This is a genomic window from Paraburkholderia sp. (assembly GCF_026225065.1).
Classification (GTDB): domain Bacteria; phylum Pseudomonadota; class Gammaproteobacteria; order Burkholderiales; family Burkholderiaceae; genus Paraburkholderia.
This window is the reverse complement of the sequence record NZ_JAMFSB010000162.1, coordinates 1-9,848: the sequence shown is the minus strand read 5'-3', so window position 1 is coordinate 9,848 and position 9,848 is coordinate 1. Positions and strand designations below refer to the sequence as shown.

At 65.6% G+C, this 9,848-nt stretch carries 8 protein-coding genes; all 8 read right to left on the bottom strand.

Features of this window, described 5'->3' with window-relative positions; translation table 11 throughout:
• Positions 1-119: 119 nt before the first annotated feature.
• Entirely contained in the window at positions 120-587 is a 468-nt protein-coding gene (locus M0954_RS12285; RefSeq protein ID WP_297353472.1) for a hotdog family protein, read from the bottom strand.
• Complete coding sequence (locus M0954_RS12280) at positions 584-1,438, bottom strand: beta-ketoacyl synthase chain length factor (RefSeq protein WP_297353471.1); 855 nt, start codon at positions 1,436-1,438, stop codon at positions 584-586. The genes M0954_RS12285 and M0954_RS12280 overlap by 4 nt, the downstream gene beginning before the upstream one ends.
• Positions 1,438-2,712, bottom strand: a complete 1,275-nt coding sequence (locus M0954_RS12275) for a beta-ketoacyl-[acyl-carrier-protein] synthase family protein (protein WP_297353469.1) — start codon at positions 2,710-2,712, stop codon at positions 1,438-1,440. The genes M0954_RS12280 and M0954_RS12275 overlap by 1 nt, the downstream gene beginning before the upstream one ends.
• Positions 2,713-2,838: 126 nt before the next feature.
• Complete coding sequence (locus M0954_RS12270) at positions 2,839-3,711, bottom strand: polysaccharide deacetylase family protein (protein ID WP_297353467.1); 873 nt, start codon at positions 3,709-3,711, stop codon at positions 2,839-2,841.
• A complete protein-coding gene (locus M0954_RS12265) occupies positions 3,708-6,269 on the bottom strand; it encodes an MMPL family transporter (RefSeq protein WP_297353465.1) in 2,562 nt (853 codons plus the stop codon). The genes M0954_RS12270 and M0954_RS12265 overlap by 4 nt, the downstream gene beginning before the upstream one ends.
• Positions 6,269-6,913, bottom strand: coding sequence for an outer membrane lipoprotein carrier protein LolA (locus M0954_RS12260; RefSeq protein ID WP_297353463.1), 645 nt, complete (start codon positions 6,911-6,913; stop codon positions 6,269-6,271). The genes M0954_RS12265 and M0954_RS12260 overlap by 1 nt, the downstream gene beginning before the upstream one ends.
• 3 nt (positions 6,914-6,916) lie before the next feature.
• Positions 6,917-8,044 (bottom strand): acyl-CoA synthetase, encoded by a 1,128-nt coding sequence (locus M0954_RS12255; RefSeq protein ID WP_297353462.1) that lies wholly within the window; start codon positions 8,042-8,044, stop codon positions 6,917-6,919.
• A partial coding sequence (locus M0954_RS12250; RefSeq protein ID WP_297353460.1) for an AMP-binding protein occupies positions 8,041-9,848 on the bottom strand: 1,808 nt, incomplete at its 5' end. The genes M0954_RS12255 and M0954_RS12250, both read right to left, overlap by 4 nt.

Here is a 9,848-nt window from a genome sequence, read left to right as displayed (position 1 = left end):
TCACTGCTATAAGCGCGGACAACGCGCTGAGCTTCTTCATCACACAGGTCCTGAAGTAGCGCCGGGCTCAACGTGAGTCCGGCCGTTGAAAGACAAATCGAAGGCGAATCAAGGAAACACTAAAGGGCACCCCTCGCATCGAGCATGACGGCGGCGCGGCCTGTTAGCAGCAGGAGCTCATCACAGCGCAATGCGAAGTGGTACAGAATATTATTATCGTTGCCGCTCAAGCGCTCGGCTTCGATGCTCAAGGGTCCATCCAGCGTATCGAGGCGCGCCACCTGCGCGTCGACTTCCCGCACGCTGGCCAGAAAACCCGCCCGTGGACGTTGCAACCCGGCGGCACCCAGCAGCGCACCGTGCACAGCCATCGCCTGGGCAGCGTACTCGATGCCGCACACGGCCGCGAGGCGTCCGTGTGCCCGCAGCGGATTATGCACGTCAAGATGGCTCGTGGCCATACAGCGGATATGGTCGGCGTCCCACTCCGCGACGTGGTCGAGCAGGCACATCGCGCCGCCATGCGGGATCTTCGTGGCAATCCACGCGTGGTCGAGCGGCGGCGAAAGCGGCAGGGTTGAAGTCACGGCGCTGCCTCCTTGCTGGAACTGTTCGGCACGTTGATGTCCAGTTGAAGCTGCACGTCCTGCAGATAATCGAGCACCACGCTCACCGGACGCTGTTTCGCCAATGCTTCGAGCAGGGGCAGGGCGCGCGCGGCGGGGTTGCTGCGACGCATCTGTTCTAACTCTTGCACGGCAAGCACCGTAGCGGGCGTGTCGGTGAGTCGAGCATCGATGCGAGCCAGCACGTTGGCTCCCGTGCCTGTAACGGTGTGCGCATCTGCACCTTGCACCGGCGAGAGCAGCAGCGCCACGCCGAACGCGTCGGGGACCGGCCGGACGTCGCGCATCGGCGCCGGGTACTCGGTATCGAAGGCGATCAGCAGCGTGGGCACGCCATCGACCGCCACCTGACAAAGACTCTCCAGGAGGCCCGCGGCGAAGCTGCCGTCATACGCGCATAGCACGTTGGACGGCGCCATCGCCCGTGTCGCAATGCTCCAGTAGCCGGCCGGCGCGTTGTGGACCGAGTTGTGGAAGCGGGTCGGCGAGAGCTTCCGGTCGTCGCTCGCAAGCGTCTCGCAGATTGCATGGCAGTTCTGACCATCACCGCCCGATGCCGCAAACACCGTGGCGAGCGAGGCGGCATCGCGGCCGCTTGCCGTCACCGCTTCATGACCTACCGCGAGGGCGAGCTTGACGCCCGTGCCGGTGCGGCGCCGCTCGGCGGAGGGCAGGCTGGCCGGCGCCGGCACTACCGTGCGCGCAGCCTCGTAGGGCACGTGGCCGGCGAGGATAGCCTGGGCGTCGACCCAGCTGGCAAAGCCCGGTCCGATCAAGCCGACGCTTTCAATGACGGTGCTCAAGGGAATCATCAGACGGCCCTCCCATTGGTTCCGCTAGTCTCGCTGCTCTCGTCAGATGCGTAGTCGGCATGGCTGAACCCACGGGTGAACAGCAGACTGCAATTGGTGCCGCCAAAGCCGAATGAATTGCTAAGTGCGCTACGCAGGCTGGCCGGGCGGCTCGTCAGCAGATAGTTGAGACCCAACGCTGGGTCGGCCTCGCTCGTATTGATGCCGGCGGGCAGCCACTGCTCGCGCAAGGCAAGAGCGGCGATGACGGCTTCGAGCGCCCCCGCCGCGCCGAGCGTATGACCGGTTGCCCCCTTGGTGGAGCTACAGGGCGTACCGTCGAACAGCGCGTTGACCGCGAGGCTTTCCGCGGCATCGTTGCTGGGCGTCGCCGTGCCGTGCAGGTTGATGTAGTCGATCTCGGCCGCAGCGATCCCGCTACTCGCCAGGGCCTGCTCCATCGCAAGGCGTGCGCCGAGTCCCTCGGGATGCGGCGACGACATATGGTACGCATCGCTCGATTCGCCGATGCCGGCGAGCAGGATCGCATCGTCGGCAAGCGGAGCCCTCGCGCTGTCGTCTCCATCCGGCGCACGTTCGAGCAGCGCGAACGCTGCCGCCTCGCCGATCGAGATACCGTTGCGATGCGTATCGAAAGGCTTGCAGGGGCCATTCGAAAGCAGCTCGAGCGAGTTGAACCCATACAGCGTGGTCAGACACAGCGAATCGACGCCGCCCACCACGGCCGCATCGATCAGCCCAGCGGCGAGCATGCGGCGCGCCGAACCGAACACCTTCGCGCCCGACGAGCAGGCCGACGAAACGACCAGCGCCGGACCTCGCAGCGCGAAATAAGTGCGCACGAAACTGGCAGACGAATAGGGGTTGTGCGTCTCGGCATAGTGAAACCCGGCGGGCAGGGCGCCGCTTTGCGGATCGCGCTGCCGGTACGCGAGTTCGGTCTCGAGGATGCCGGCCGTGCTGGTGCCGATAAACACGCCGACGCGCTCAGCGCCATAGCGCTGCGCCGCCGCCGCGACGGCTTGCGCAAAGCCATCCTGCGTGAGGCCGAGTTGAGCCAGCCGGTTGTTGCGGCAGTCGAAGTCGCGCAGGTCGGCACGCACCGGCTCGTCATTGACGCCTTCAACCTCGCCGATCCACGTGTCCAGCGTCGCGCGCTCGAAGCGGTACGGTACGAGCCCGCCGCGTTGCTCGCGTAGCGCGGCGAGCGTGGCGTCGAGGCCGCGTCCGGCACAACTCGTGGCGGTGAAATGCGTGAGCAGGAGAGGTTTCACGACAGTTCGGTCCTGTTACGGTTCGATGGAACGGCTCGGGCAGACTGGAACAACCCGAGACCGGACGATGACGCCGAAGTCCTTGCATCAATGGTAGCAAACGGCAGGCTCGTGCTATTCAACGTCTCAGGCATCGTCAGCTCCCGGTGCGATCGCCGCGCGCAGCGTTGTGCAGCGCAACTGCGCCGCCACCGCTGCTTCGAGCACGCGAGGCAGCACGTCCAGCACCACCGGCCGATTGTGCGCATCGCGGGCCGGATTGCCGTCGTGTACGAGCAGGATGTCGCGCGGCGCAAGCCCTCGCAGCAGCCGCTGCGCCACCACGGAGGCGTCGCGCGTGCGCGTATCGAAACCGCGTCGGGTCCAGCTCGCCAGATGCAGCCCAAGCCCGCACAGCACTGGTTCGAGGAACGGATTGCGTAATCCCGCCGGTGCCCGGAAGAAGAACGGCCGCGTGCCGGTGATGTCAGTCAACGTCTGTTGGGCCGCCGCGATTTCGCGCTCCAGGGCACTCGGACCCATCACCGAAAAGTTATGACGATGCCGCTGACTGTGATTCTCCACGGCATGACCACGAGCGACGATCGCTTCGACGCAGTGCGGATAGCGGCGCGCCACATCGCCGATGCAGAAGAACGTCGCGCGGGCGTCGTAACGGTCGAGCAGGTCGAGTATGCGCGGCGTGACCTCGGGGTTCGGGCCATCGTCGATGGTCAACGCGATCTGTCTGCCGGCGCTTTCGGGCAGCGCCGTCCAGTTCAGGCCCAGCAGCGTGCTGCGCGGCCACAGTCCGGCGGCTACCAGCGCCAGGTGCGAGGTGACGAGACTCCCGATCGCCCACGGCCAGAGCGCAGGTTGCGCCACGAACGCCGCTGCGGCGCCGACATGCAGTGCGGCTGAGCCGGTGACAAAAGGGGACGGCTGCCAGCGTCGTGCGACGCCAGGCGCTGCGTATGCGGTGTGCGAGGGCGATGACGTGCGAGGTGTCGTCGAATTCATACTCGCTCTCCAGTGCGGCGTTCGGCCGCTTCGATTGGCTCCGCTGTTGCTGCTGTTTCGGCCCTGTCGCCCCGCGTGATGGCCGGCGCGAGAATCGCCGAGAACAGAAGGGCGAGGATCGCGCCCGGACCCACGGTCAAACCGAACGCCTTGAGCAGCGGCACGCGGGCGAGCACCAGTAGTCCGAAGCCCGCCACGGTGGCCAGATTGGCAATCAGCAGCGACACCAGAGTTTGCGGGGCAATACTTAGGCCTCCGGTCGAACCAAGGTTTGGCTTGTTGAAGAACAGCGCATAGTTCGACCCCACGGCAACGATCAGCAGCATCCCGATCAGATGCAGGATGGTCAGTTGCTCACCCACCAGCGCGAGGCCCGCGCTGACCACCAGCACAGCGGCGATGAGCGGAGCGAGCGTGCGGACCACCGCTTGCGGCGAGCGCAGCGCGATCAGCAGCAGCACGACGATCGCGCCGAGCCCGGCGAGCGACAGATGAATATCCTCGCGCACGTAGTTGATGTAGAGGCGGTCGGCTTCGGCCTTCATGTCGACGAAGAGCGCGTCCGGCACCTGGGCGCGCGCGACCGCGGCGCCGATCGTGGCGGCGTCGAGGCTCGGCTCGTCGGGGGCGGCTGCATGACCCGCGTTCTGTGCGCCAGCGGGTGCGCGCAGCGACAGCATCGCGCTCCAGCGGCCCGCGCGTTCGGTCAGGAGTGCGTCGACGGCGAGCGCCATCGAGGTGCCACGCAGATCCGCGCGTTGCAGCAACGGTTGCTGACGGGCCGCCTGGACATCGGCGACAAACGGCGCGAACGCCTCCGGCTTGACGCTGATTGCCTGATTGGCGACGGCCTCGCGCAGCCGCGCTGTCAACACGTCCGCGGATGGCAGGCTGGCAAGACGCGCGTGCTGCGCGGCAACGCTTGGCAGATACAGCGCCGGACTCTCGTAGCCCGCCAGTACGCCCTTGTCCACGAGCGGCTGCAATTGCGCGGACACCTTCTCGGCGCCTTCCAGCACCGCCTCCTGGCTCGCACCCGAGATCACAACCAGATAACGCACGTCGGGCGCACCGACATCGGCCCGCAGGCTTTCGTCGAGCGCCTGGCTTTGTGCCGACACCGGGCTCAACGCGGACAGTTCGTGACTCCAGACATGCTGGCGGTGAAAAGCCAACGTCGCCACCGACGCCACCAGCACCGCGACCAGCGGCCAGCGCAGACGAGGCGCGGCAGCGGTCAGCGTGGCGAGTCTTGCGCCGAGCGGGGCGACGTCGCGAATCGCGAAACGCGCGCCGCGCAGATGCGGCAGAACGAAACGCGTGACGAGCGCCGCGGTCACCAAACCCGCGATCGAATACGCGCCCAGTTGCACGAGGCCCGGGAAGCCGGAGAACAACATCGAGGCGAAACCGCAGACCGACGTCAGCATGCCCAGGCGGATGGTGGGCCAATAGACGGCGATCCATTCGCGCAGCGTCGCATCTTCGCGCACGGACGCTGAACCGGCAGTGGGCAAGGCGCCATGAGCCTGCGCACGCGAGGACTGCACGAACAGATAGATCGAGTAATCGACCGCCTCACCGATCAGCGTCGTGCCGAAGCCGAGCGTGATGCCGTGCACCGTGCCGAACGTGAGACTGACTGCCGCGAGCCCCGCAGCCACACCCGACAGCACAGGCAGCAGACCCAGCAGGAGCGTGAGCGGCGAGCGATATACCACCAGCAGCAGCGCGACGATCAGCAGGAGGCTGACTGCCGAGAGTCTGGCAACATCGTGCTTGATGTTGTCGCGCGTTTCGACGGAGAACACCCCCGGCCCGGTCATCAGCAAGTGGAATGAGGACGGGTTAGGGACGCTGCGCTTTGCGGTATCGAAAGCCAGTTGCAGCGTAGCCATGGCACGGGCCTGGGCGTCGGTGTCGGAGCCGGCGCCTTTGGTCTGCACGACCATGACCGCACGCTTGCCGTCGCGCGAGGCCCACACGCCGTCCTGCGACGACGGTTGCGCGCCGCTGTCCAGCCGGTTGACGAGCGTCGTGACTTCACCGGTTGGATCGTGCGGCAGCAGTTCCTTGGTGAACATGCCCGCCGACGAGCCTAGCAGATCGAGGCTGTCACCGAGCGCCTGATGCAGGCCGTCTGTGGAAAAACGCTGCGGCGTCACCGCCGGGCTCAGCACATAGCGATGCTGGAAGATGAACTGCTGGTCGCGCGTCTCGCTGACGGGCTCGCCGTTGTTGACAGAGGCGAACTGTGTGTCGCCGCGCAAGCGGGCGGCCATGTTGCGCGAGAGGGCCGCACGGGTCGCAGGATCACCCCCTTCGATCCCCACCAGAATCAGCCGCGACACCAGGCCGTCGCGCAACTGCTCGACCAGCACGCGCTGTCCGGCGCTCGGCGAGCGCGGCAGGAACGCGGACAGGTCGGCGGTGAACATGGTACGGCTGATCACTACCGCGCAGGCCAGCAAAAACACGAGCCATACCAGCACGGCGCGTTGCCGCAGCAGCCGCCCCATGCCACCTGGTGATGTGCCGCCGACAGACTGCTCGCGCATCAGTTGGCCGCGTCGTTTTGCAGACGCATCAGCGAATGATCGCCGTCGGCCTGCTGGATTGCGACGGTATGCAGGACGTCGCGCGTACCGGTCAGCGTGATTGTGCTGATTGTCTTCAGCATGCGGGAGTCGAGCGGCGTGAGTGTGAGCGTCCAGTCGTCCCCGGTTCCCGTGACCGCCACCTTATACACCTGCTCGAGTGCGAAACGGTTGCCCGATAACGTCGCGCGAATGCTCTCGATGAAAGCCGACAGATCCGGATATTGCGTCAATGCGAGCGTGTATTTGTGGCCGTTGCGGGCAATCGTGAGCTTGTCGCCGTCGACCACGAGGTCTTCCGGCTTCGGGTTGTCCGTGCGCTTTTCCAGATGGTCCGGTGCGGTGAACACCAGTTCTCCTGACGATGTCACGGGCTCGGCGGCAATCGACAGATACTTCGTTTCGACGAAGCTCGCGCGTCCGGATTTTTTCTGTCCGAGTGTGGACATCAGACGGTCGAGGTTCCAGCTCGCGGCGTCGGTGCTGGCCGCGTTGGCGTTGGGGCCGCCGGCAACGCAGCAGGCGCTGGCGAGCGTCAGCAGCGCGGCGAGCGTGCGCGTCTGGCGGCGCAGGGAAACACGGGACAGTGGGCGGGCTGCAGTCATGCGTCAGGTATTCCTGCTCGTGGTGGTGATCGTCGAGTTGATCGCGGTCAGATCGGCGCTGGACGCCAACGGTGTCGCGATCCTTCCGCTTGCCTGCCGGGCGATGGCTTCGGCGACAGGTTCAGCTCGTGGCTGGGTTTGCACCGCTGCCGTCTCTTCGGGGGGTGCCCCGGCCTTCGATTCGGCAACGGTCTGCATTCCACTCGCGACGGCGCCGTCGGGGATCGGCTCGGCGTGCCAGAAATCGAAGTAGTTGAACCAGTTGTACGGCGCAGCGTGGCAATGCTTTTCGAGCAATGCGGCGTAACGCGTCAGGGCGGCCTGTACCTCGGCGGCGCGTTTGCCGCGCTCGACCTTGGAGAAATCCGCCAGCGTTTCGAAGTGAATATCGTAGCGGTTGCCGCCGCGATACAGCCCGGTCATGAAGATCACCGGGCGTCTGAGCATGGCCGCCATATGCAGCGGCCCGAGCGGAAACGCCGCGGGCGCGCCGAGAAAATCGACCCGGCGCACTGAATCGCGGGTGTCCCCAAGTATGGTGCGGTCGGCGAGAATGCCGATCATGCTGCCGGTGTCGAGATACTCACGCACCCTCAGCATCGAATCCACCTGTCCCAGGCCGATCACGTCCTGCTTTGCCGCCGGGTTGATGGACGCGAGGATCTTGCTAGTTCGGCGCGCGTTGTCCTCATACATCGTGATGGCGACCCGCAGATTCGGCTGCGTGCGCCCGAGCGCCCGCATGACTTCGAAGCTGCCCAGATGCGCACCCATCAGGAATGCGCCGTGTCCTTCGGCCAGCGTGTCGCGCATGACTTCCCGGCCATGCACGCGCAGGTCGAACAGGTCAAAGCGATCGTTGAGCAGATAGATGCGGTCGTGGATGGTCGCACCGAACACGATCAGGTGCCGCCAGACGTCGAGCCATGTCGCGGGCCGTCCGAGGGCTCGCGTGAGATAAGCGCGCGAGGCTTTGCATGCGGCCGGGGAAAACAGCATGAAATAGGCGCTGGCAGGCGAGAGCACGATACGGCTTACGCGCCGGCCGAGGCGTAGCGACAGCCATGTCATGAAGCGCATCAGCGGGATGTTGCTGCGCTCCTTGCGTTGGGTCCAGGCGGGGCGTTTCATGAGCACACCGCCTCCGTTGCTGGAGCGGCCGGGGTCGCGGAGGCTGCAGGCTCTGCGCCAGCTAGCAGGCCGCTCGCCACGACGCGGGTTCCGGCGTTGACGGTGAAGCGGATCGCGCCGCTCGCCGTGATCTCGAAGCTCAGATCGAACTGCGTGCCCGGTTTAGCCGGACTTGGGAATTTGGCGGAACGCAGGCGGCAGGCATCGAGCGACCGGTTAAGCGCGGTGCCGATAGCGCTGATGGCGTGATCGAGCAGCACTACGCCGGGGACAATCGGTTGGCCAGGGAAGTGTCCGGCAACGGCAGGGTGGTCGGGGGCGATGGTGAAGTAGATCGCGGCGGTGGCGGTGGCCGGGCTTGCGGACGGCGCGACCGCCGGTTGCATGTGCTGAGTCTGTTGCATCTTCTGGTTCTGTTGCGCCGGTTGCGTCTGTTGCGTTGATTGAGCCTGTTGCGCCGATTGAGCCTGTTGGGCTGCCAGCGCCGTCAGCACGTCACGCGGTAGCTTGCCCGTTGCGTTGCGCGGCAACGCATCCACGAAGCACAACGGGCGCGGCATGAACGCGGCGTCGACGCGTTCGCGCAGCGCACGTTGGAGATCCGCAGGCGTAAGGCCGGGCGCAACCACAAACGCAATCAGACGCGTCACCGGCTCGCCGCGCTCTGCGCCGGTGATGTCCGAAGTGCCCGCGATGCCCGTAGTCGCAACAGCATGTTCGTCCGGCATGAAGAACACGCCGTCGACCACGCCAGGTATTTCGTTTAACTGATGATTCAAATAGCCAAGCGAGGTCCGCTTGCCGGCGATATTGATGAGATCGCCCTTGCGGCCATGCAGCAGAAAATGGCCGACCTCGAGCAGTTCGATTGCGTCGCCCAGCGGCAGCGGCGCTTCGAGGTGGCCGCCAGACGCCCAGGTCGTGGCGTCGTCTGCGTGTTCGTGTTCGGCTTCGCCCGTCGCGCTGGAGGGATTCTCGTTACGCTGCGTCTCGAGACGAATGTCGGGATAGAGCTCCCAGGCAGCACTCTGCGCGGTCCGGCGCGTGGCGATCTGGCCGCTTTCGGTACTGCCATAAATTTCGAGCAACGGCGCACCGAGACGTGCCTCGACGGCACTCGCGAGATCCTGTGTGAGAGGCGCAGTCGCAGACAACATCAGCGAGACTGGTGGCATCGCCTGCTCGGACATCACGAGAGCACGCAGGTGAACCGGCGAAGTGACCAGCACCCGCGGCTGCGGAACACCTGCAAGCTCAGCGGCAACATCGCCCGGATAGAACGGCTGGCGGTTACTGAACGCAAAGCCGCCGATCAACGCCAGCAGTACGGTGGTTTCAAACCCGTACATGTGCTGCGGCGGCACCGTGCCGACCAGCGTGCAGGCACCCATCCCGAACAGGCCAAGACGGGCCGCCGAAGTGCGCAGGCACTGCACCAGGCTACCCCATGTTTTGTCATGCGGGACCGGCACACCGGTCGAACCTGAGGTGAACAGATAAGCCATGACACGGGTCGCGTCGATCTGCGGCACGACGGTTTCTGCGGCAGCGGGGAAGAGGGCAGCGGAGTCCGCAACTTCAGCAGAGAAATCCTCGCCGCAAGATTCACAGGACTGCGCAGTAGCACCCGGCAAAGGAAACCGAAAGCGCGGCAATTCGACGGCGCATTCGGCAGCGTCATGCAGGCAAAACGTATCCGGAGCAAACGACGCTAACTGGCGCACCGCTTCCGGCGTATGCGCGGAAGGCAGCAGACTGATCTTGCCCGCCACCAGGGTCGCGCACAGGCCGACCGCGAAACGAT